The following is a 21,092-nucleotide window of genomic DNA, read 5'->3' as shown; positions in this document are numbered from 1 at the left end:
ATGGTCAATCAACAATTGCCGTGACACCATCAAGCGATGTCTTCAGTCTCGGCTCCAGCTGTCACCGTGGCGCAGCTGCGGGCCTTCCTTGCCGTGGCGGTTGGGGGGTCGGTGCGCGAGGCTGCCCGGCAGCTCGTGGTCACCGAGTCGGCGGTCTCCTCCGCGGTCGGCGCGCTCAACCGGCAGGTCGGCATCGCCCTCCTGGAGCGGCACGGGCGGGGAGTTCGCTGCTCTGCGGCCGGTCTGGCCTTCGCGCCGTACGCCCGGCGGGTGCTCGGCCTGCTGGAGGAGGGACGCGTTGCCGCCACCGGGGGCGCCGACCCCGAGGTCGGCACCGTGCGGATCGCGGCGGTCACGACCGCCGCCGAGCAGGTGCTGCCGACCCTGCTCGCGGGCTTCCGTGCCGACCACCCCGGCGTGACGCTGCGCCTGCAGGTCTCGGACAACCGCACGCTGTGGGCGGCCTTCGGCGCGTACGAGGCGGACGTCGTGCTGGCCGGCCGGCCGCCCGCATCGGTCGACGGGGCGGCCACGAGGGCGACCCGCGCGAACAGGCTGATCGCGGTGGCCGCCCCGGCCGTGCGGGTCGATGCCTCCCGCACCGCGTGGCTGATGCGTGAGCCGGGGTCCGGCATCCGGGTCGCGCTGGAGGTGCTGCTGGCCGCGCAGGAGCTGGACCCTCCGTTGCTGTACATGGGCAGCAGCGGTGCCGTCACGGCCGGCGCGGTGGCCGGGCTCGGCCTCGCCCTGGTGTCCGAGGACGCGGTGCGTTCCCTGCTGGCCGACGGTGCGCTGCGCGTCGTCGAGCTGCCCGACCTGCCCCTCGTACGTCCGTGGCACCTCGTGACCCGCGACGTGCCCACGGCGACCGCGCAGCTGTTCGTGGAGCACCTGCTGGCGGCGCCGCACGGGCGCTTCAGCGTCGCTCGAAGCCCCGTGCCCGTTCCCACTCGCTGACCTGCGCTGCGTAGCCGGCGGCCTCGGCGCGTGCGGTCGCCACCAACGCGTCGACGAGCGCGTCGCCCAGCCCCTTGCGGGCCACCTCGCTGCGGTCGAGCAAATCGGCAGCCTCGCCGAGCGACGACGGCAGCCCCTCCGTTCCGCGGGGCGGTGCACCGCGGACCGGGTCGGGCAGCGGCAGGTCGTTCTCGATGCCGTGCCGCGAGGCGAGCAGCACGCCGGCCAGCGCGAGGTAGGGATCGGCATCCGCGCCCGGTACCCGGTTCTCGACCCGCAGCGAGGCGCCGGAACCGACCAGCCGCAGGGCCGCGAGCCGGTTGTCGCGTCCCCAGGCGACGGCGGTGGGGGCAAAGGCGCCCGGCCGCAGCCGCTTGAAGGCGTTCACGGTCGGCGCGAACAGCAGGGTGAACTCGCGCAGGCAGGCCAGCTGCCCGGCCAGTACCCGGCGCAGCAGGGCCGAATCGCCGTAGCGGCCGTCGCCCGCGAGCACCGGCCCGCCGTCGGTGCCGCGCAGGCTCACGTGCAGGTGGCAGGAGCTGCCCTCGGCCTGGTCGTACTTCGGCAGAAAGGTGAGCGCCTGACCCTCCTGGGCGGCCACCTGCCGCGCGCCGGTCTTGTAGAACGCCGCCGCGTCGGCGGTCCGCAGCGCCTCGTCGTAGCCGAAGACGATCTCGTACTGTCCCGGAGCGCACTCCCCGCGGGCTGACTCGAGGACCAGTCCCGCCGCCGACATCTCCCGGCGCAGCCGCCGGGTCAGCCGGTCCATGGCCTGCATGCCGACCAGCGCGTAGTCGACGTTGCCACGGGTGGCGGCCGGCAGGTCCCGCCAGCCGGCGGCCGCAGCCTCGGCGTAACTCGTGGTGAAGACCCGGAACTCCAGCTCCGCGCCGGCGTACGGCACCAGGCCGTGCGCGGCGAGCGCCTCGACCTGCGCACGCAGGGCCGAGCGCGGCGCCACCGGCACCGGTGCGCCGTCCGGCAGCTCGGCGTCGGCGATGACCAGCACGGTGCCGGGGTCCCACGGCAGTGGCCGCAGTGTGGCGAGGTCGGGAACCAGGCGCAGGTCGCCGTACCCGGTTCCCTCCGGGTCGAGCGCGGACGACGGTGCGACGACGACCATGTCGACGTCGGTGGTGAGCAGATAGGTGCAGGCGCCGAAGCCGGACGTGGCCACCGTGTCGAGGAAGAACCGCGCGCCCAGCCGGGTGCCCTGCAGCCGGCCGGTCAGGTCGGGCAGCGCGAGCACCACCTCGTCGACGTCGCCGCGGTCGACCTGCTCGCGCAGCGCCTCGAGCGTCAGCACGCGGGCACCTGCGCCGCGGCGACCGGGTTGGGAACCCGACCATGGACGACGTCGGGCGCCCCGTCCCGCTCCGGGCGGTCGTGGAAGCCGCCTCCCGTGAGGTGCTCACGGTTCAGGGCGATCCGCTCCACCTCGGGCGCGAGCAGGCCGAACGCGTCGAAGGCCTGCTCGTGCTCGGGGTGCAGCGCCCGCCAGCGGAGCAGGACGTCGCGCACGATGTCCCAGACCTGTGCCTCGGGCAGTCCGAGGTGCTCCTCGACCAGCGGGGCGAGGAAGCGGACGTGCCCGGCCAGCACGGCCGAGGTGATGCTGTGCGCCATCTCCGCTGCCGGCCAGCGCACCAGCACCGCGTCGGCGCGCGCCGACAGGCCCGGGTAGTCGCGCCCTGGCAGCAGGGTGACGTCCTCGGCGAAGTCCTTGACCAGTGCCCTGACGGGGGTGTCGTCGACGAAGACGAGCACGGTGTTCTCGCCATGTGGGCAGAAGGCGACGCCGTGCCGGATCAGGCAGTGCAGCAGCCCCGGCAGCAGCGCCTCGTAGAGGTGCTCCAGCCAGACCTGCGGCGACCGGCCGGACCGCGCGACGAGCTCGACCAGCAGGGACCGGCCGTCCCGGTCGACGTGCAGCAGCGCGGCCATCGAGCGCGCCCGCTCGCCGTCGCGCAGCAGCGCGACGACCGGCGTGCGCCACACCGCGCCGAGCAGCTCGCCGTAGCGGTAGGGGGCGTCGGGCAGCGCGTCGTACGCCTCGTGTCGCACGACCACGCTCGCCACCTCGGTGAGGAAGCCGAGCCCGGTGGCCCGCAGCTCCGCGTCGCCGGCGTGCAGCTGCGTGAGCCAGGCGCTGACGTCCGGGGCAGCCGCCGTGGCCGCCGTGCCGAGGCCACGCCACACGAGGGTGTTGCGCATCAGCAGCGGTGTCTTCACGTCCCGGCCGTCCCCGACCAGGGTGCGCACCGACTGCACCGGGCGGTACTCCGCCGGCGCCTCGCCCAGCGGCACGAGCCGGCCGTCGGCCAGCTGGGCGGCGAACAGCGTCCGCACCACGGCGTCGTCCTGGTAGGGGTGGACCGGTAGCCAGACGTAGTCGGCCGGCCGGTCCACTCGCGCGGCCAGCCGGGCCTGCAGCAAGGCCAGGACCTCCGGCGCCAGCTCCTCGGCGAGCAGCCGGCCCTGGTCCAGCCCCGGAACTACGGCGTACGAGGCGCTGTCGCGGTGCGCGGCATACCACCGGAGGCGGACCGTCCCGCGTGATTCCGGGGCGTAGCGGTCGAGGTCGGCGGCGGTGAAGCCGAGCCGGCCCTTGTTGAGCACGAGCACCGGGTGGCCGGTCAGGTGCTGCTCGAGCTCGGCGTAGCCCAGCTCGGCGAGCTCCGCGACCGGCCTCGAGGTGGCCCGGATGCGGGCGTCGGCGGCGTGGGTGGCGATCAGCTCGCGTACGACCTCGGCGGCGGTGGCGCCGTCGAGCCCGAGCAGCTCGCGGGCGTCGAGCACCAGGCGTACCGGGTCGTCGGCGGGAACGCCGTTCCGGGTCACCGTCGCCGGGTCTACGTGCCAGCCGCCGAAGCCGGTGCGCCGGGCGGTGAAGCCGTACGTCGGGCCGTCCGGGAGCGTGAACACCCAGCCGGCACCGCGGTGCTCTGGCGCCAGCAGCTGTTCATAGGCGAGCTCGCCGAGCGCTTTGGCGACCAGCGCACGGCCGGCGGCCCGCCAGTCGGCGGACTCAGTGGGCGGGTTCGGGGACATGGTCAACCTCCGGGGCCTGGACAGGGGACGGGCGGGGAGCCACGGCGGCGACCAGTGCGGTCGCCGCGAGCAGTGCGGCGCCGGCGGCCAGCGGCAGGGCGAGATCCACCGTGGCGGTGGCGGTGGCGATCAGGGGCGAGGCCAGCAGCGCGGCGGAGCGGGCTGTCTCGACCAGCGCGAAGCCGGGCCCGCCCGTCCCGACGGCGGCGAAGACGCGCAGGTCGAGCGCCACCGCCAGCAGGCCGAAGCCGGCGCCCAGAGCCAGCCGGCTCGCGCCGACGACGGGTACGGCCGCAGGCGCCATCGCCTGCAGCGCCAGGGCCACGGCCGCCAGGCCGGCGGCGTACGGCAGCAGCCGGTCGCCGAGCCCCGCCTGCAGGCGGCGGGCGTACGGCAGCACCAGCAGTGCGCCGGCGGACGGCAGCAGGAAAAGCACGGCCGCCAGGGACAGGCTGCCGCCGCCGTCCAGCACGAGCGCGGTGAAGAACGGTCGCGGGACCCCGGTGCCGGTGTCGCTGAGGACGGCCAGCAGCAGGACGACGACGACCGGCAGAGCGAGCGCTGCCTGCCGCGGGGGCAGCGACCCGCGCTGCGGCGCGGCGGCCGGCACGGCGACCGCCCCGCCCGGCTGTGCGGCGGGCACCGCGGCTGCCCCGCCCGGCTGTGCGGTGGCGGGTACGGCCACGCGGCGCCACACCAGGACGGCGAGCAGCAGGTCGGCCACGGCGAAGGTCGCCAACCCGAGCCGGGGCGCCGGCAGGGCGAGCACGCCGGCGCCGAGCACGGTCGCGAGCAGCGACGCCCCGTGGAAGACGGCGACCCCGACGAGCACCGCCCCGAGCCGGTCGCCCCGCCCCGGGCGGTCGGTGACGGCGACCAGGGCCGGATAGGCCAGCACCAGCGCGCTCCCCGTCGCGACCGAGCCGGCGGAGGCGAGCGTGAACAGCAGCAGCGTCGGCGCGAGGGCGACCGTCAGGTCGAGCACCGCGGACCCGAGCAGCGCGACCACCAGCAGCCGCGGCAGCGACCAGCGGCGGGCGGCGAGCGCCCACAGCGGCAGCGCGGCCAGACCGGCGATGCGGCAGGCGGTGAGATAGGCCCCGGTCGCGCCGAGCTCCGCGGTACCGAACAGCTCCTCGAGCAGCTGAGGCCAGTACGGCGTCAGTGCCGTCTCGGCGACCAGCTGCAGGGCGACGACCGCGGCCAGCACCCGGGTCGCGGCCAGAGCGCTCACGGTGAACCGAAGCGGGTGAAGGCGCCCTGCTGCGGCGGCACCAGCGGCTGCCCGGTGAGGGCGCCGAGGATCGTCGCGCTGCGCCAGGCGCCGAGACCGAGGTCGGGGGTGCCGACGCCGTGCGTGTGTTCCTCGGCGTTCTGCACGAACAGCGGACCCGGGACGTGCAGGGCGACCCGGTGGTCGGCGTCCACCCGGTAGCGGCCACGCTCGTCGAGGTCGAGCAGGGGAAGCAGCGGCTCGAGCAGAGCGGGCCGGCGGGGGGCGAAGCCGGTGGCCAGCACGACGGCGTCGGTCGTCACGTCGAAGCTGCGGTCCTGCTGCACCTGCCGGCAGGACAGCCGGTACGCCTCGCCCTCGGCGACGGCCGCCTCGACCGCCACCGCGGGCTCGAGCACGGCATCGACCACCCGGCCGCCGACGGTGCGCTCGTACAGCAGGTCGTAGACCTCCGCGATGGTCGAGCTGCTGATGCCCTTGTACAGCTGCCACTGGCTGTGGCGCAGCTCCTCGCGCCGCTGCTCGGGAAGCTCTCGGAAGTAGGCGGTGTAGTCGGGGGTGAAGTGCTCGAGGCCGAGCTTGGAGTATTCCATCGGCGCGAAGGCCGGGCTGCGGGTCGTCCAGCGCAACGACGAGCCGGTCTGCGGCTGGGCCCGCAGCAGGTCCAGGAACACCTCGGCGCCGGACTGCCCGGAGCCGACGACGGCGACCCGGCCGGCCTCGAGCAGGGCCGGGCGGGCGTCGAGGTAGTCGCAGGCGTGCACGACGCGCTTGCCGAGCAGCCCGGTGAAGGCGGCGGGCACCACCGGCTCGGTGCCGACGCTGAGGACCACCGCCCGGGACCGCAGGGTCGTGGCCGCCTGCGTGGCGGTGTCGGTGACGGTGAGGCGGAAGGCGTCGCCGTCCCAGGCGAGCGCGTCGACCCGCTGCCCGAAGCGGCAGGACGTCAGGGACCGCGCCACCCAGCGCAGGTAGTCGTCGTACTCCGCCCGCGGCACCTGGAAGCGCTCGGCGAGGTAGAAGCGGAACAGCCGGCCCGACGCGCGCAGGTAGGACAGGTAGGACCACGGGCTGGTCGGGTCGACGAGGGTGACGAGGTCGGCGAGGAACGGCACCTGCAGCGTGGCGCCCTCGAGCAGCAGCCCCGGGTGCCAGGCGAAGGACTCGCGCTGGTCCAGGAAGACGGCGTCGAGGTCGGGCCGGCCGTCGGCCAACGCCGCCAACGACAGCCCGAACGGGCCCAGACCCACGCCGACCAGGTCATGGGTGCGCATCACAGCTCCCGCAGCGGATTGGGCATGGCGACGTAGACCGACTGGGTGGTCACCGGGCCGTCCAGCTCGTCGCGGCCGTCGACGCCGGTGAGCAGGTTGGCCTTGACCCGCAGGTGGTCGGCGTCCAGCAGGACGGCGGCCGCCGGTGACGGCCTCGGGGTGCGCAGGTGCGCGCGCAGGGTATCGGCGAGCACACGCAGCAGGTCATGCTCCTCGGCCAGCCCTGCGGCGGACAGTGCACCCGCGACGCCGAGCAGCGTGTTGACGCCGAGGTAGTAGACGACCCGGTCGGTCACCAGGGCGTCGTCGAAGACCAGCGACACCCCGTCGCCGACCCCGGGCAGCAGCGCCTGCGCGCGCGCCTCGTGCGAGGCGGCGAGATACCAGCCCTGGTTGTCGCGGTACCAGCCGCGGTCCGGGCGGCCGTCGGCGTCGAGGCCGACGAGCAGGTTCTGCAGGTGGGCCTCGAGCCCGAGGCCGTGCTCGCCGTGCAGCCAGAGCAGTGGAGTGGCGACGGCGGCGAGGAAGCCGCGGTACCAGGACAACGTCGCGGCGGGCCGGCTCAGCTCGCGGCGGGTGGCGAGTCGCTCGACCAGGTCCACGACGACCGGTCGGCCCCGATCCGGGCGCGCGTCCACGAGCGCTCCGGCGCAGGCGATGTCGTCCCTGGCGTCGAAGGGCACGTCTCGGACGACGGTGTCGAGCCCGACCGGGCCGTGGCCGTCGACGCCGACCCACGCGGGGTCGCGGACCAGCGTGAAGCCCGGGTGCGTGGCCGCCAGCGCCCGCCCGACGCCGGCGTCGACGAGCCGGGCGGTGCGGGTGCCGAGGGTGAGCTCGCTGCGCAGGTTGTCGCGCCTGCTGTTGGTGACCCGCAGACCCAGGCTGAGTTTGAGCATCACCGCAGCTCCGGGTCGGCCGACGGTGCGCACCGAGGAGGTCGGCCACCACGGCGCACCGCCGGGGCCGAGGTCGAGCAGGTCGCCCGCGTCGAGCAGCGCAGCCGCAGCCGGCCGCGAGCTCAGCCGTGCGGCCTGCCACGGGTGGGCCGGCACCGGCACGAAGCCGGCCGGCACCCGCACGTCGCCGGCGAGCTCACGCAGCAGCGCCCCCACGTCCAGCCCGGCGCTGCCGGACGCGACGACGCCCTCCCGGGCGGCGTACCAGTGCAGGGGGAAGTGGCCGCGCAGCTCGGGAGCGAGCAGGTCGTCCTCGGCGTCGGGGAGCTCCTCGCGGCTCTTGGCCATCGGGTGGAACGGGTGCCCGGCGAGCAGGTCCTGCTCGGCGGCCAGCCAGCGCGGTAGACCAGCCGGCGGGTCGGGCGCCGCGGCGCGCGCGGCGGCGTAGCGGGCGGTGCGCCGGGCGGAGTCGAGCACGCGGGCGACCGCGGCCTCGGCGTGTACGGCCGGTAGCCCTGCGCGGGCGGCGGCCTCCTCCAGCAGCAGCCGGGCCACGTCGGGCAGGTCGAGCCCGCCCCCGTCGGGCCGGGTGACCTGGCCGAGGTCGTGCTGACCTGTGGGCGAGCGGCGCAGCACGTCGAGGACCAGTGCCCGGCCGGTGGCCGGCAGCGGCAGCTGCAGCAGACCCGGTCCGCCGACGGCGACGCCCGTCTCGCGCAGCCAGCAGCGGAGCAGCACCCGCAGGGTCTCCGCGCCCGCCCGCTGCGGGACCGGGGTGGCGAGCAGGCCCGTCACGCCGACTCCTCGGCGTGACCGGCGGCCACGACGAGGGTGAGCAGCCCCTCGACGTCGGCGACGGTGGCGTCCGGGTTGAGCAGCGTGAGCTTGAGGTGGACGGCCCCGTCGAGCTCGGTGCGCCCGACGACGGCGGTGCCCTCGCGCAGCAGCCGGCGGCGCAGGCCGGCGTTCACCTCGTCGCTGCGCGCCGGGTCGGCGGGCAGGTAGCGGAAGACGACGGTGGTGAGCACCGGCGGCCGGGCCAGCGTCAGCGCCGGCTCGGCCAGCACCCGTGCAGCGGCGACGCGGGCGAGGTCGCAGCAGGTGTCGACGCGCTGCCCGAGGCCACGTCGACCCAGCGCCCGTAGCGTCACCGCGATCTTCAGGACGTCGGCCCGCCGGGTGGTGCGCAGCGATCGGCCGAGCAGGCTGGTGTAGCCGACCTGCTCGTCGTCGGCCGGGTTGAGGTAGACGGCACGCCGGTCCAGCGGCGCGAATGCCCCGGGTTCGCGGGTCAGCAGGATCCCGGCGGCGACGGGCTGCCAACCCAGTTTGTGCAGGTCCAGTGACACGCTGTCAGCCCGCTCCAGCCCGGCGAGCAGCGGCGCGTGCCGGTCGGAGAACAGCACGCCGCCGCCGTAGGCCGCGTCCACGTGCAGCCAGCCGCCGACGGCATGCACGAGGCGCCCGGTCTCCTCCAGCGGGTCGATGCTGCCGGTGTCGGTGGTGCCGGCGGTGGCGACGACGACGGGGCGCTCGTCTGCCGGGGCGTCCCGCAGCAGTGCGGCGAGCGCCATCATGTCCATCCGCAGGTCGGCATCGACCGGGACGGCGACCACCGGGGGCAGGCCGAGCAGGTGCGCCGCGCGGTCGACGGAGAAGTGCGCCAGCGCACTGGCGTAGAGCCGGACCGGCGTCGGCGCGGCGTCGCGGGCCAGGAGCAGCGCCGTGTAGGTGGAGCCGGTGCCGCCCGTGGTGAGCACTCCTGCCCCGCCGGGCATGCCCGCCAGATCGGCGAGTGCGGCCACGACCCGTTGCTCGAGCACGGTGGCGGCCGGCGCCTGGTCCCAGCTGTCCAGCGACTGGTTCAGGGCGCTGGCCACCAGGTCGGCGGCGACCGCGACGGCGAGCGGTGGGCAGTGCAGGTGGGCTGCGCACCGGGGGTCGGCCGGATCGGCGGCGCCTGCGGCGACCGCCGTGACCAGTGTCTGCAGCGCCCGGGCCTCCCCGACGCCGTCCCGCGGCAGTGCCTCGCCGTCCAGGGCCAGGTCGACCGAGGCGGCGACGTCGGCCGGTGTGCCGCGCGGCACCGGCCCGCCGCGCAGCCGCCGGCCGTCCTCCAGGGCGCCGAGGGCGACGGCGACGAGCGCGTCGAGGCCGGCCGCAGCCGGCGCCGGCGCCAGCGTCGTCGCGGTCATGCCCGGTGCTCCCGCTCGGCGGCGGCCAGTGCGTCGCCCAGCCGGTCGAGGACGTCCGCGAGCTGCGCGTCGGTCATCACCAGCGGCGGTAGCAGCCGCAGCACGCTGTCGTGCCGCCCGCCGAGCTCGACGATCAGCCCTCGCCGCAGGCACTGGGCGCGTACGGCCAGTGCCAGGCCGGGTGCGGCGGGCCGCGCGCCGAGCTCGTCCGGGGCGGCTCCCGGCTCGACCAGCTCGACGCCCACCATGAGGCCACGGCCGCGCACCTCGCCGATGCCCGGGTGCTGGGCCTGCAGCCCGCGCAGCCCGGTGAGCAGTCGCGCTCCGAGGGCCTCGGCCCGCTCCGGCAGCCGCTCGGCCCGCACGTGCCGCAGTGTCGCCGCGCCGGCCGCCATCGCCAGCGTGGTGCCCCGGAAGGTGCCGGCGTGGGCACCCGGTGCCCAGGTGTCCAGGTGCTCGGCGTAGACGATGACGGCCAGCGGCAGGCTGCCCCCGATCGCCTTGGAGAGCACGAGCACGTCCGGCTCGATCCCGGCCGCGTCGAGGGCCCACATCGAGCCGGTGCGGCCCACGCCGGTCTGCACCTCGTCGACCACCAGCGGGATGCCGCGCTCGCTGGTGATCCGGCGCATGTCGCGCAGCCATTCCGGTGGTGCCGGCACCACTCCGCCCTCGCCCTGCACCGCCTCGAGCACCATCGCACCCGGTCGGACCACGCCGCCGTTGGGGTCGTCGAGCAGCCGCTCGACGTAGCGCGCCGAGAGCTGGGCGGTGGCCTCGCCGCCGACGCCGAACGGGCAGCGGTACGGGTAGGGATAGGGCAGCCGGACGGCCTCCGCCGCGGCGCCGACCATGGGCTCCTTCGCGGCCTGCCCGCCTGAGGCGGCGAGCGCCCCGGCGGTCATCCCGTGGTAGGCGCCGGTGAAGGCGGCGACGCCGCCGCGGCCGGTGGCCGTACGGGCCAGCTTGAGTGCGGCTTCGACCGCGTCGGTGCCGGCGGGGCCGCAGAAGTGCACCCGGCCCGACCGCGCCAGACCGGGCGGGAGTACGGCGAACAGCGCGTCGGTGAACTCGTCCTTCTCCGGCGTCGCGATGTCCAGGGCGTGCCAGGGGGCGCCGCGCTCGATGACCCGGGTGACCGCTTCCACGACGACCGGGTGGTTGTGGCCGAGTGCGAGGGTGCCGGCGCCGGACAGGCAGTCCAGGTAGCTGCGCCCGTCGGCGCCGGTGACGGTCATCCCGGCGGCATGCACCGGAACCATGCGGAAGGTGCGGGCGTAGGTGCGGGCTGCCGACTCGCGGGCCTCCTGCCGGGCAAGGACGGCGTCGCGGGTGCGGGTCGAGCTGTCGAGAGTCAGCGGGCTGTCAAGGGCGACTGTCATGTGGCGGGCTCCGTGCTGCGAGGGGGTGGGACGAGCAGGGACATGGGCGTGCCGACGACGGCGCGGGTGGCGGGGGGGTGGCCGAGAAAGGGCTGTAGGGCGAACTCCCACCCGTACGCTCCGGCCTGCGGGAAGACCACGACGTCGCCGGCGCGGATGCGGGGGACGGTGACGTCGCGGACGAGGACGTCCTCGGGGGTGCACAGCTCCCCGACGACAGTCACCGGTGCGTCGCGCACCTCGGGCCGGGGCAGGCCCGCGGGCCACGCCTCGACGGGCAGCACGGCGACAGGGAAGGGAAAATCCTCCGTGGCAGGCAGTGCGTAGCCGCCGATCCCGCCTCGGACGACGACGAAAGTCGCTGCGCCGCAGGGTTTGACGTCGACCACCTCCGCGGCGTACCAGCCGCAGTCGGCGGCCAGCCAGCGGCCGGGCTCGAGGGCGACCTCCACCCCGGCGGGCGGCGTCAGCGCGTCCAGCACGTCGGCCAGCAGTGCGAGGTCCAGCGCGTCCTGGCCGCCGTACGCGACGCCGAGGCCGCCACCCACGTCCACCCAGCGCAGGTCGACGCGATGCGCCGCCGCGGTGCGGCCGGCCCAGTCCAGGCACCAGCCGACGTACGCCGCATGAGCGCGGGCGTCCCGGTTGCCGCAGACTGCGTGGACGTGGAAGCCGACGAGGTCCAGGCCGGGCAGCCGGCGGGCCCGCTCGAGCACCTCCGGCACGTCGGCCTCGGCAACGCCGAACGGGGAGGGGCGGCCGCCCATCGTCAGGGTGCCGGTGACGGTCATCCGCGACGGGTTGACCCGCAGGCCGACCCGCACCCGCTCCCCGCGTTCCTGTGCCAGCGCCGACAGCCGGCCCAGCTCGAGCAGGCTCTCGGCGTGCACCACCTCCACCCGGGTGTCGAGCAGAGCCCCCAACAGTCCCGGCGTCTTGGCCGGGCCGGCGGCCGCCAGCCGCACCGGCCGGCCTGCGGCGCGCAGCACGTCGGCGGCCGCGATCGCCTCGGCCGGTGAGGCGACCTCGAAGCCGTCGACGCCTCCCGGTGCGGCCAGTGCCTCCAGCACAGGTCGGAAGCGGTTGGCCTTGACGGCGTAGAGCAGTGTCGCCCAGGTCGGCAGGACCGCCCGCAACGCACGGGCGCGGTACGCCGCGACCGCCGGGTCGTACCAGTAGCCGCTCACCGGCTCGGCGGCGCCGGCGACCGCGTACAGGGACTCGCGCAGGGCTCGGGGGAGCGTCTGGACGCCGAGGGCGGTGCCGCAGGCGGTGCCTGCGGCGCTGGCCGGCAGCAGCACGGGGGACCTCCTGTAGCGGGGGACATCTGGATCTTTCTTAGGGGACCCTAAGTTAGGGCAGGGGTACTTTACTCACACGATGGCGTCCAATGTCCAGTCCGCGTAGGCACGCGGCAGCCGGCGCGTATGCCGGCCGATGGGCATGCCGCACCGCTTCGCTGATTGGCCCCGGACACCCGGGGCAGGGGCTCGATGGCGCAGAACCGGAGCCCGCCACGAACGTGGCGCTCCCTCAGCGGACGAGGAGACGGGACATGGACTACGGCAGCACAGTGACCACGGACCTGAGCTTCGACCAGGCGGTCGCCCGCACCCGGGAAGCCTTGGGGGAGCAGGGCTTCGGGGCGCCGCGCCGGCTGGCCGTACAGCGCTGACGCCTTTCAGCAACCAGGCGACCTGCGCAGTGACCGAACCCTCCGGCAGCGCCCCCGTCGTGATCGTGGGGGGCGGCCACAACGGCCTGGTCGCCGGCTGCTACCTGGCCAAGGCCGGTCGGCGCGTCCTCGTCCTCGAGGCGAGCGGCACGCTCGGCGGCGGGTCGCGCACCGAGGAAACCCTTCCCGGCTACCGCTTCAACACCCACGCGGCCGCGCACAACATCATCAACATGACGTCGATCCCGGCCGAGATCGACCTCGCCGGCGCCGGGCTCGAGTACCTCCCGATGGAGCCGTTCGCGACCGGCTTCTTCCGGGACGGCCGGATCGTGCGCTTCTCGCGCGACATCGAGCAGACGGTCGCCTCGATCGCCGAGCACGACCGGGCCGACGCCGAGGCGTACCGCGTGTTCATGCACCAGGCGGTTCCGCTGGTGAAGACGGCCGTCACCGGTCTGGAGAGCGGCTCGAGCGCCGGCGGGGTGCTCAAGGCGACCGGCAGCAAGCTCTGGCCGCTACTTCAGGGGCTGAAGCGCTCGGGCGGCCCGATCGGGCTGGCGCACGACCTGGTCACGCCGTACGGCTCGCTGCTCGAGCGGGTGCTGCGCTCCGATCTCACCCGGGCGCCGGTCTCGTCGTTCGCCAGCCACAGCTCGGCCGGTCCGCATCAGCCGGGCGGTGCCTTCTACGTCTTCTGGCAGGCCGCCTACCACCTGTTCGGGCAGTGGCACCCGCGCGGTGGGTCGCAGGCGCTGACCGACGCCCTCGAGCGGCGGCTCGTCGGCTGGGGCGGCGAGGTCCGCACCGGCGCGGCAGTCGCGCGGATCGACGCCGCGGGCGGCCGCGCCCGGGCCGTCGTGCTCGAGGACGGCGAGCGGGTCGAGGCCGCCGCGGTCATCTCGGCCGTCGACGTGCAGACCGCGCTGCTGGACCTGCTCGATCCGCCGCTGGCCGGCGACGCCGGGCGGGACCTGTCGGCGGCACACCGCGGCAACGCCGTCCAGCTCGTCGTGCATCTCGCGACAGACAAGCTCCCGCCCTATCCCGGTGCCCGCGAGGGCGACTGGAACGGCCTGCAGTCCCACGTCGACTCCATGCCCCAGCTCACCCGGGGCTTCCTGGCCGCCGAGGCGCGGCGGCTGCCCGACCCACCGCCGACCTACTGCTTCACCCCGAGCGTGTACGACGACAGCCTGGCCCCGGCCGGCCACCACACCGTCTACCTGGCCTGCCCGAGCGCGCCGTACGACGTGGACGGCGGCTGGGAGAGCCACGCCGAGTCGTTCGCCGACGCGATGGTCGAGCAGGTCGAGCAGCACGCACCCGGCTTCCGCGACAGCATCCTGGCGCGCACTGTCCGGACGCCGACCCTCATGGCGCAGGAGCTGCGCTGGCCGGGCGCGCACCCGATGTACCTCGACATCAGCCTGGACCAGCTGGCCTTCCTGCGCCCGACCCGCAGGCTGTCCGGGCACACCGTCCCCGGCGTGCAGGGGCTGTTCACCTGCGGCGCGTCCACGGCGCCGGTCGGCGGCATCGCCGGCAGCAGCGGCAAGGCCGCCGCGCTGCAGCTGTTGAAGGCGTCCTGAGAGCGCGGGCGCCGCAGGACGCGCGCGCCACGACCACATCACCGTCCCTCGGTCCGGCTCATACCGGTCCGGCTATCCGGCGCCGGCCTGCGCATGTGAAGGCCGACGAGATGCGCTCGCGGCCGTTTCAGCCGTGCGGGGTGGCCGCGACGAATTCGGCCACCACCCGCGCGAGCTGCGGGCCCACGTCCTCCTGCAGGAAGTGGCCGCCGCCCTCGAGCGTCACGTGCCCGCGATCTGCCGCTCCCGGGACGAGCTTGCGAAACACCTTGTCGCCCCCGCGCGTGATGACATCGGAGTCCGAGAACGCGGTGAGGAACGGCAGGTCCCAGCTCGACAGCACCTCCCACGCTGCGCGGTTGGCGTCTGCCGCCGGGTCGTCCGACCGGGTCGGCACCAGCGTCGGGAAGACCCGCGCGCCGGCCTTGTAGCTGTCGTCCGGGAAGGGGGCATCGTAGGCCGCGACCACCTCCGGTGCGAGCGGTGTGGCGCACCCACCGGACACGATCCGGCCGACGCGGAAGTCCGGCGTCTCCTGCGAGTAGCGCTGCCAGGCCAGGAACGCCTCGCTCATCTGCTGGTCGCCCGTGGGCAGCCCGGTGTTGGCGACCACCACACGCGCGAAACGGTCGGGGTTCTCCGCGACCAGGCGCAGTCCGACCAGCCCGCCCCAGTCCTGCCCGACGAACGTCACTCCGTTCAGCACGAGCTCGTCGAGCAGCGCCTGCCGCATCCACTCGACGTGCCGGGCATAGGTGTAGTCGCTGCGCTCGACGGGCTTGTCGGACCGGCCGAACCCGACCAGGTCCGGCGCGACGACGCGTAGTCCCGCCTCGAGCAGGATCGGGATCATCTTCCGGTACAGAAACGACCACGACGGCTCGCCGTGCAGCAGCAGTACCGGCGGAGCGTCGCGTGGCCCCTCGTCGACGTACGCGACGCGCAGCCGGCCGCCGTCCCCGTCGTCGACGTGGACGTAGTGGGGCGTGTACGGGAAGTCAGGCAGGTCGGCGAACCGGGCCTCGGGGGTGCGCAGGGCCTTCATCAAGGGGCTCCTCGGCAACGGAGGCAGGGACGCGGCGACGTTAGCGGTGCGGTACCGACTCGCGCTGAGGTGCAGCGTCTCCGCCGCGATGCGGGAGTGCGACTCGCCGTCCGACGTCCAGGACGTGGAGAACAACGTCCGCCCGCCCGGCGTGGGCGCCGGGGGGGGGGGGCGGAACCGCCGTCAGGCGGCCTGGTCGAGGGCGGGGTAGTCGATGTACCCGGCGTCGGTGCCGCCATAGAAGCTCGTCTCGTCCGCGGGGTTGAGCGGCGCGTCGAGCTGCAGGCGCTGGACCAGGTCGGGGTTGGCGAGGAACGCCCGGCCGACAGCGACCAGATCAGCAGGCCCGCCGAGCAGCCCCTGCAGGTTCTCCGGCGTGGTCGGCAGGCTGAAGGCGGCGTTGACGATGAGCGTCCCGGACCACGCCTGGCGGATCTGCTCGGTGACGGCGGCAGGACCCTCGACGACGTGCAGGTAGGTGAGCCCCAGCGGCGCGAGCCCGGCGACGACCGCGGCGTACACAGCCTCGGTCTCGTGCTCGACGATGTCGTTGAAGGAGTTGGCCGGCGACAGCCGGACTCCCACGCGCTCGCCGCCGACGGCGGCCGCCACCGCAGTCGTGACCTCGATCAGGAACCGGGCGCGGTTCTCGGCGCTGCCGCCGTACCGGTCGGTGCGGGAGTTCGTGCCCTCGGCCAGGAACTGGTGCGGCAGGTAGCCGTTCGCGCCGTGGACCTCCACGCCGTCGAAGCCGCCCTGCTCGACGGCCAGGCGCGCGGCGTCGGCGTACTGCTGCACGATGCCGGCGATCTCGTCGGTCTCCAGCGGGCGGGGGTCCATGAAGTCCTGCAGGCCGGAGGGGGTGAAGACCTGGCCGGCCGGGCGGACCGCGGACGGCGCGACCGGACGCTCACCTCCGGGCTGCAGCGACGGGTGGGAGATGCGTCCGGCGTGCATGATCTGCAGGTAGATGTGGCCGCCCTGCCCGTGGACGGCGTCGGTCACCTGCCGCCAGCCGGCGGCCTGCTCGGCGGTGTGGATGCCGGGCGTGAGCGGGTAGCCCTGGCCGACGGCGCTGGGCTGGGTGCCCTCGGTGACGATCAGCCCGGCGGTGGCGCGCTGTGCGTAGTAGGTGATCATCGAGGCGGTCGGCACGCCGTCGGCGCCGGCGCGGTTGCGCGTCATCGGCGCCATCACCAGCCGGTTGGCCAGCACCAGGTCACCGAGGCGGTAGGGGGAGAAGAGGGGCGAGGTCATGGCGAATCTCCTTCAGGGATTGGGGTCTCACGGAGGGGACCGGTGTGCCTCACACTGCACGCCGGCCGACACCGTGTGTGTTCAGGACAGGTCGAAAGCGCCGTCGGTGATGGCGGGACCGGCGGCGTCCCCAGCGAACAGCGCGAACAGCACGATCGCGCCCCCGACGAGCGCGATGTTCTTCATGAACTGCGCCTGCTCGGTCGCCGTGGCCTGAGGGTCGCTCTCCTTCCAGAAGGCGTGGAAGACGAAGGCGGCGACCACCAGGAACGCCGCGAGCGCGAGCGCGCCGAGGTCGCCGACCACGCCGAGCACGACGGACAGCGCGCCGAGCACGAGCACGACACCCGAGACGATCACACCTGCTTTGGCGGCGGGGAGCTTGCGGTACTGCGCGTACTGCGTCATGGCCTCGGTCTTGGTCAGGTGGCCCACGGCCGATCCCAGGAACAGCAGGGCGAACAGGACCCTGCCGATGACGAGAAGGGTGTCCATCAGAACCTCCAGGAGTTGCGAGAGCTGGTTGCATTAGCAACCATACGGGCCGCTCTGTTCCCGATGAGCTTGCGGAGCGGGATCGCTGCACAGCTCCGGCGCACATGGCCACTACACCTTCCCGCAGGTGGAAGGTCAACCAGGTGTCTGCACGCGCCCACGGGGCACGCCGTCCCTCGACAGGCAGACGAGTTGACCGAGGGACAGGAGCATTGTCATGGTCAAGTGGATGCATGCGAAGGGCGTCACGAGCGGCCACATGTACGCGACAGCTGCCGCGCACATCGCGGCAGTGACGCTCATGTGGGTGAAGGCCGAGCGCGCGGGAGACGCGACCAGGCAGCGGCGGGCTCTCGCGTTGAGCCTGTGCCCACCGATCTACCAGTTGTGGGGCATCTCCCTGAAGCTCGAGGAGACGCGACCGGCGGCGTAGCCGCGGCGCCGCTCGCCGTCAGCTCCGGGCCGCCACTGCGTTGACATGCTCGATGATCCGGCAGGTCGCGCCGTCGACCTCGGGGATGCTGTCGGCGGCGGCGCGCAGCTCCCGCAGCTCGCCGCGCAGAGCGCGCAGCTCGGCGATGCGTCGCTCGATGCCGCGCAGCTGCTTGCTGATGACGTCGCGGACGTAGGCGCACGGCGGCTCACCCTCGTCGCGTAGCCGGAGGATCTCGGCGACCTCTTCCAGGGACAGGCCGAGCCGCTGGGCGGTCTTGATGAACGTCAGCCGGGCTGCGTCGGTCTCGGTGTAGTCGCGGTACCCGCCGGAGGTGCGTGGCGCGAGGGGGATGAGCCCGATCTGCTCGTAGTACCGGATCGTCTTGGTGTTGATGCCGAGTTGGTCAGCAAGCTCGCCGATGCGCATGGTGCCCTCACGCTGGTACAGGGGTCGGAGCCGACCTTGTCCTTCTACCTACTGGAATGTCAACCGGCCCGTCGGTGCGGCCCGTGCCGAGGAGGAGCAGATGAGCGAGCGGCGCAGCGCCCAGGAGGTGCTGGACGACCACCTCGACACGAGCCTGAACGGCGCTCTCAAGGACGATCTCGAACGGAACTACGCACAGGACGTCTCGATCGTGTCGAACTGGGGCGTCATACACGCTGACCCCGGGCGGCTGAGCCGCCGCGTCGGTGCTCCGCTGCCTCGTCACCGGAACGCCCCACGAGGCTGCCTTGACCTTCCAGTAGGTGGAATGCCTAGCGTGCGTGTCCTCCGAGCTCGAGGAGGACCCGATGGCACAGCAGAGTTTTCAGGTGCAGGACATCCACTGCGGTGCGTGTGAAGACGCGATCCGCAAGTCGCTGGCCCGGATGGACGGCGTCCGGGTCGTCGAGCCCGACGCCGCAACCAACTGCGTCGAGGTCGTCTACGACGAGAGCCAGACCGGCGAGGGGGCGATCGCCGAGCGGCTCGCGACCGCCGGCTACCCCGTCGTCAGGTAGTCCCACGCCGCACTCTCCGACGAAGGCAGGCACCCGATGAGCACGCCGACCAGGACGGACGCCGATGCGCTGTGGGCCGAGGAGCCCAGCAGCCTGGAAGGCCATGTGCGGATCAGGGCACGCATCGCCGGGCTGCACTGCTCGCTGTGCACCGGCACCATCGAGAAGGCCCTCGGCCGACAGGAGGGGGTCCACAAGGTCGCGGTGAGTCTGACCCACGAGCAGGCACTGGTCGACTACGACCCCGCGCTGATCGAGCCGGAGCAGATCCTCGGGACGCTACGCGACATCGGCTACGACCTGTACGACCCGCGCAAGCTCCGGCCGTACGAGGAGGAAGAAGCCGACCTCGTCCGGGAGGGCAAGCGGCTGCTCGCCGCGATCGGCGCGAGCCTCACCGCGATCGCCCTGATCCTCGAGGTCTCCGGGATCTGGTCGGTGCTCGTCCCAGCGTCGGTCGTCGCCCTGATGGTCCCGGTCGCCTACGCCCTGCTGCGTCCCGCCGGCCGTGGGCGGGCCGCCGCCGGCGCCGTCGGCATCGTGACTCCGGCAGTGCTCGGGTATAGCGCACGGGAGAGCGGGCTGCTCGGTGACACGACTGTCAGTCTGGTCGTCGGCGCTCTCGCGCTCGTCGTGGTGTTCGGGGTCGCCCCACACATCCTGCGGATGGCCTACCAGGCCGGCCGGAGGCGGATCCTGAACCAGCACGTCCTGCTGGAGGTCGGCGCGTTCGCCGGGATCGCCGGCGGCCTGGTGGGGCTGACCGGCGCCTTCGAGGACTACCCGACGGCGCCGTTCTTCGCCGTGACGGTGCTCGTCGCGAATTACCACATCTTCAGCGAGTGGCTGTCGTTGCTGGTCAAGACCCGGTCGAGCCAGGCTGTGAAGAAGCTTTTGGACCTGCAGCCCGACACCGCCCGGGTCTTCGCCGATGGGGTCGAGACCGACACGCCGATCGACCAGGTCGCGGTGGGCGATGTGGTGCGGGTGCGCCCGGGCGAGCGCGTCCCGGTCGACGGGCAGGTCGCCGACGGCTACTCCACGCTCGACGTGTCGCTGGTCACCGGTGAGCCGGTGCCGGTCGAGCGCAGCGCCGGGGAGGACGTCGTCGGGGGGTCGATCAACGGCTCCGGCACGCTGCTGGTCCGAGCAACCCGGGTCGGGACGGACAGCTTCCTGGCTCAGGTCGTGCGGCACGTCGAGGACGCCCGCGCGCTCAAGCCCGGGATCCTCCATCTGGTCGACCGGGTCCTGCGCGTCTACACGCCCACCGTTCTGGTCGTCTCCGCCCTCGCGCTGACGGGCTGGCTGCTCGGGTCGTGGCTGATCGCGGGAGAGGCCGACGTCCGCCGGGCAGTGTTCGCCGGGCTGGGGGTGCTGGTCATGGGCTACCCGTGCGCGGTCGGGATCGCGGCACCGCTGGCGATCGTCCGTGCCGCCGGCGAAGCGGCCGACCTCGGGATCATCATGCGGACCGGTGAGGCGTTCCAGACGTTCGGCCAGGTCCGCACGGTCCTGCTCGACAAGACCGGGACGCTGACCGAGGGCCGCCCCGCCGTCCGGGAGATCGTGTCCCTGGTGGGCGACGGTGAGCTCATCACGCTGGCCGCCGCCGCCGAGTCCTCGTCCGAGCACCCGCTGGCGCGTGCGGTCGTCCGGGCGGCGAAGGAGCGCGGCCTGACGGTCCCGCCCGCTGAGCAGTTCGAGTCGGTCACCGGATTCGGCGTCCGCGCCCGCGTCGCCGGTCAGGCGGTGCTGGTCGGCCGTCCGGGGTTCCTGTCCGACGGGGGCGTCGACCTCGAGCGGATGCGCGCCCGGATGGACCAGCTGGAGAGCACCGGCCGCACGGTCGTCGTGGTCGCCGCCGACGGCCGTCCGCTCGGGCTGATCGCGCTCGGCGACGCGCTGCGCACCGACGCCGCCGACGCTGTGGCCCGGCTGCGCGACGCCGGGATCACCCCGATCCTGGTGACCGGCGACAACGCGCGCGCCGCCGCGCACGTGGCCGGCGAGCTCGGCATCGACGACGTCCGCGCCGGCGTGCTGCCCGAGGCCAAAGCCGACATCGTGCGCGAGTTCCAAACCGGCGGCCAGCGGGTCGCGATGGTCGGCGACGGCATCAACGACGCCCCGGCCCTCATGCAGGCCGACGTCGGCATCGCGATGGGCGGCGGCACCGACATCGCCGTGGACAGCGCCGACATCATCGTCGTCCGTGACGACCTGCACGCCGTCCTGACCGCCCGCGACATCAGCCGCTCCAGCTACCGCCGCACCCGCCAGAACGTCGGCGTCGCGTTCCTGTTCAACGGCATCGGCATCCCCGCGGCCACGACGGGGCTGGTCTACCCGGTCTGGGCGATGGTCGCCATGGCCGCCTCCGTCACGCTCATCTTCGTCAACTCCCTCGGCGGGCGGCCGTCTCTGCTGTTCGATGCGATCAGCAGCGTCGGACGGCAAGCCGACAGCGAGCCCGAGCCGGAAGCCGTCCCTGGCTCGACTCTGTCGCCAGCTGCCGACGGCCGGCCGCCCCAGAGAGAGTGACGCACTGCCTGGCCGCGCACCTCCCCAGCATCGGTGTGCTGGGGAGGTGCGC

Annotated in this window: 17 protein-coding genes; 5 read left to right on the top strand and 12 right to left on the bottom strand. The window is 74.0% G+C overall.

Features of this window, described 5'->3' with window-relative positions; translation table 11 throughout:
* The first annotated feature begins 36 nt into the window (after nt 1-36).
* Nucleotides 37-957 (top strand): LysR substrate-binding domain-containing protein, encoded by a 921-nt coding sequence (locus tag WD794_14330; protein ID MEX2291486.1) that lies wholly within the window; start codon nt 37-39, stop codon nt 955-957.
* Here WD794_14330 and WD794_14325 read toward each other — a convergent pair.
* The 8 genes from WD794_14325 to WD794_14290 are packed head-to-tail and all read right to left on the bottom strand — an operon-like array spanning nt 917 to nt 12,293.
* Nucleotides 917-2,263, bottom strand: coding sequence for a glutamine synthetase family protein (locus WD794_14325; GenBank protein MEX2291485.1), 1,347 nt, complete (start codon nt 2,261-2,263; stop codon nt 917-919). The two genes, WD794_14330 and WD794_14325, sit on opposite strands and share 41 nt — an antisense overlap.
* Nucleotides 2,257-4,008, bottom strand: a complete 1,752-nt coding sequence (locus WD794_14320; protein ID MEX2291484.1) for an IucA/IucC family protein — start codon at nt 4,006-4,008, stop codon at nt 2,257-2,259. The genes WD794_14325 and WD794_14320 overlap by 7 nt, the downstream gene beginning before the upstream one ends.
* Nucleotides 3,986-5,242, bottom strand: a complete 1,257-nt coding sequence (locus tag WD794_14315; GenBank protein ID MEX2291483.1) for a hypothetical protein — start codon at nt 5,240-5,242, stop codon at nt 3,986-3,988. The genes WD794_14320 and WD794_14315 overlap by 23 nt, the downstream gene beginning before the upstream one ends.
* The gene (locus tag WD794_14310; GenBank protein ID MEX2291482.1) at nt 5,239-6,516 is read right to left on the bottom strand and encodes a SidA/IucD/PvdA family monooxygenase; all 1,278 of its coding nucleotides are present in this window, start codon (nt 6,514-6,516) and stop codon (nt 5,239-5,241) included. The genes WD794_14315 and WD794_14310 overlap by 4 nt, the downstream gene beginning before the upstream one ends.
* Complete coding sequence (locus tag WD794_14305; protein ID MEX2291481.1) at nt 6,516-8,210, bottom strand: IucA/IucC family protein; 1,695 nt, start codon at nt 8,208-8,210, stop codon at nt 6,516-6,518. The genes WD794_14310 and WD794_14305 overlap by 1 nt, the downstream gene beginning before the upstream one ends.
* The gene (locus WD794_14300; protein ID MEX2291480.1) at nt 8,207-9,610 is read right to left on the bottom strand and encodes an aminotransferase class I/II-fold pyridoxal phosphate-dependent enzyme; all 1,404 of its coding nucleotides are present in this window, start codon (nt 9,608-9,610) and stop codon (nt 8,207-8,209) included. Before WD794_14300 ends, WD794_14305 begins: the two co-directional genes overlap by 4 nt.
* On the bottom strand, nt 9,607-10,992 hold the full coding sequence (locus WD794_14295) for a diaminobutyrate--2-oxoglutarate transaminase family protein (GenBank protein ID MEX2291479.1): 1,386 nt from the start codon (nt 10,990-10,992) through the stop codon (nt 9,607-9,609). Before WD794_14295 ends, WD794_14300 begins: the two co-directional genes overlap by 4 nt.
* Nucleotides 10,989-12,293, bottom strand: a complete 1,305-nt coding sequence (locus tag WD794_14290) for an alanine racemase (protein ID MEX2291478.1) — start codon at nt 12,291-12,293, stop codon at nt 10,989-10,991. The genes WD794_14295 and WD794_14290 overlap by 4 nt, the downstream gene beginning before the upstream one ends.
* 403 nt (nt 12,294-12,696) lie before the next feature.
* Here WD794_14290 and WD794_14285 point away from each other — a divergent pair, with 403 nt between their 5' ends.
* Nucleotides 12,697-14,259: an NAD(P)/FAD-dependent oxidoreductase gene (locus WD794_14285; GenBank protein MEX2291477.1), complete on the top strand. Its 1,563-nt coding sequence runs from the start codon at nt 12,697-12,699 to the stop codon at nt 14,257-14,259.
* A gap of 127 nt (nt 14,260-14,386) precedes the next feature.
* On the opposite strand, the gene WD794_14280 is transcribed toward WD794_14285, so the two are convergent.
* The 3 genes from WD794_14280 to WD794_14270 all read right to left on the bottom strand — a co-directional run bounded on the left by WD794_14280 (nt 14,387) and on the right by WD794_14270 (nt 17,056).
* Nucleotides 14,387-15,304 (bottom strand): haloalkane dehalogenase, encoded by a 918-nt coding sequence (locus tag WD794_14280; protein ID MEX2291476.1) that lies wholly within the window; start codon nt 15,302-15,304, stop codon nt 14,387-14,389.
* Between the two features lie 183 nt (nt 15,305-15,487).
* Nucleotides 15,488-16,561: an alkene reductase gene (locus tag WD794_14275; protein ID MEX2291475.1), complete on the bottom strand. Its 1,074-nt coding sequence runs from the start codon at nt 16,559-16,561 to the stop codon at nt 15,488-15,490.
* Between the two features lie 81 nt (nt 16,562-16,642).
* Nucleotides 16,643-17,056, bottom strand: a complete 414-nt coding sequence (locus WD794_14270; GenBank protein ID MEX2291474.1) for a DoxX family protein — start codon at nt 17,054-17,056, stop codon at nt 16,643-16,645.
* A gap of 217 nt (nt 17,057-17,273) precedes the next feature.
* On the opposite strand from WD794_14270, the gene WD794_14265 reads away from it, so the two are divergent.
* Nucleotides 17,274-17,489, top strand: a complete 216-nt coding sequence (locus WD794_14265) for a hypothetical protein (GenBank protein MEX2291473.1) — start codon at nt 17,274-17,276, stop codon at nt 17,487-17,489.
* An 18-nt stretch (nt 17,490-17,507) separates the two neighbouring features.
* On the opposite strand, the gene WD794_14260 is transcribed toward WD794_14265, so the two are convergent.
* Nucleotides 17,508-17,918, bottom strand: coding sequence for a heavy metal-responsive transcriptional regulator (locus tag WD794_14260; GenBank protein ID MEX2291472.1), 411 nt, complete (start codon nt 17,916-17,918; stop codon nt 17,508-17,510).
* Between the two features lie 368 nt (nt 17,919-18,286).
* Here WD794_14260 and WD794_14255 point away from each other — a divergent pair, with 368 nt between their 5' ends.
* Together WD794_14255 and WD794_14250 are read left to right on the top strand one after the other, a co-directional pair.
* On the top strand, nt 18,287-18,496 hold the full coding sequence (locus tag WD794_14255) for a heavy-metal-associated domain-containing protein (protein ID MEX2291471.1): 210 nt from the start codon (nt 18,287-18,289) through the stop codon (nt 18,494-18,496).
* 36 nt (nt 18,497-18,532) lie between these two features.
* The gene (locus WD794_14250) at nt 18,533-21,040 is read left to right on the top strand and encodes a cation-translocating P-type ATPase (GenBank protein MEX2291470.1); all 2,508 of its coding nucleotides are present in this window, start codon (nt 18,533-18,535) and stop codon (nt 21,038-21,040) included.
* Nucleotides 21,041-21,092 lie beyond the last annotated feature (52 nt).

It is taken from the genome of Mycobacteriales bacterium, assembly GCA_040902655.1.
In the GTDB taxonomy this organism is placed as follows: domain Bacteria; phylum Actinomycetota; class Actinomycetes; order Mycobacteriales; family SCTD01; genus SCTD01.
This window is presented reverse-complemented; position numbering and strand designations above follow the sequence as displayed.

Excerpts from the sequence above, each read along its gene's own strand:
- WD794_14330 (MEX2291486.1), top strand. The coding sequence starts at position 37 with ATGTCTTCAGTCTCGGCTCCAGCTGTCACCGTGGCGCAGCTGCGGGCC.
- WD794_14320 (MEX2291484.1), bottom strand. The coding sequence starts at position 4,008 with ATGTCCCCGAACCCGCCCACTGAGTCCGCCGACTGGCGGGCCGCCGGC.
- WD794_14310 (MEX2291482.1), bottom strand. The coding sequence starts at position 6,516 with ATGCGCACCCATGACCTGGTCGGCGTGGGTCTGGGCCCGTTCGGGCTG.
- WD794_14300 (MEX2291480.1), bottom strand. The coding sequence starts at position 9,610 with ATGACCGCGACGACGCTGGCGCCGGCGCCGGCTGCGGCCGGCCTCGAC.
- WD794_14295 (MEX2291479.1), bottom strand. The coding sequence starts at position 10,992 with ATGACAGTCGCCCTTGACAGCCCGCTGACTCTCGACAGCTCGACCCGC.
- WD794_14280 (MEX2291476.1), bottom strand. The coding sequence starts at position 15,304 with ATGAAGGCCCTGCGCACCCCCGAGGCCCGGTTCGCCGACCTGCCTGAC.
- WD794_14275 (MEX2291475.1), bottom strand. The coding sequence starts at position 16,561 with ATGACCTCGCCCCTCTTCTCCCCCTACCGCCTCGGTGACCTGGTGCTG.
- WD794_14270 (MEX2291474.1), bottom strand. The coding sequence starts at position 17,056 with ATGGACACCCTTCTCGTCATCGGCAGGGTCCTGTTCGCCCTGCTGTTC.
- WD794_14265 (MEX2291473.1), top strand. The coding sequence starts at position 17,274 with ATGGTCAAGTGGATGCATGCGAAGGGCGTCACGAGCGGCCACATGTAC.
- WD794_14260 (MEX2291472.1), bottom strand. The coding sequence starts at position 17,918 with ATGCGCATCGGCGAGCTTGCTGACCAACTCGGCATCAACACCAAGACG.
- WD794_14255 (MEX2291471.1), top strand. The coding sequence starts at position 18,287 with ATGGCACAGCAGAGTTTTCAGGTGCAGGACATCCACTGCGGTGCGTGT.
- WD794_14250 (MEX2291470.1), top strand. The coding sequence starts at position 18,533 with ATGAGCACGCCGACCAGGACGGACGCCGATGCGCTGTGGGCCGAGGAG.